Origin of the sequence: Roseomonas sp. TAS13 (genome assembly GCF_001950415.1) — a bacterium.
Classification (GTDB): domain Bacteria; phylum Pseudomonadota; class Alphaproteobacteria; order Acetobacterales; family Acetobacteraceae; genus Roseomonas; species Roseomonas mucosa.
The window spans coordinates 1-362 of record NZ_BDLP01000796.1 but is presented as its reverse complement, the minus strand read 5'-3'; the positions used below and the strand labels follow the sequence as shown (position 1 = coordinate 362).

Here is a 362-nt window from a genome sequence, read left to right as displayed (position 1 = left end):
CTGGTTCAACAACAAGCGCCTCCTCGAGCCGATCGGGAACATCCCTCCCGCCGAGGCCGAGGCGCGCTACTATGCCGCAGGCAAGGCACCAGCTTTGGCCGCGTGACCCAACCACAACAGCCTCCGCTGTGGATCGGCATGGAATAGGAACCCTGTTGGAGGGGTGATCGGCGTCCAAACGGGACCCCACTGACGGCGGGGTTCACAGTGGTTTCCGGGATGATCGGGAGCCAGTGCTGGGATGCTGGTCGTGGAGACAGTGGCAAAGATCCGGCGCCTGCACCGGGTGCAGGGCAAGTCGATCAAGGCGATCTGTCGTGAGCTCGGGATTTCGCGAAAGGTGGTCCGGAAGGTTCTGCGGT

The 362-nt window shown here is 63.3% G+C and carries 1 pseudogene; it reads left to right on the top strand.

The window, feature by feature from the left end:
• Positions 1-241 precede the first annotated feature (241 nt).
• Positions 242-362 (top strand): annotated as a pseudogene (locus tag ROTAS13_RS28385) (helix-turn-helix domain-containing protein); the annotation flags it as partial.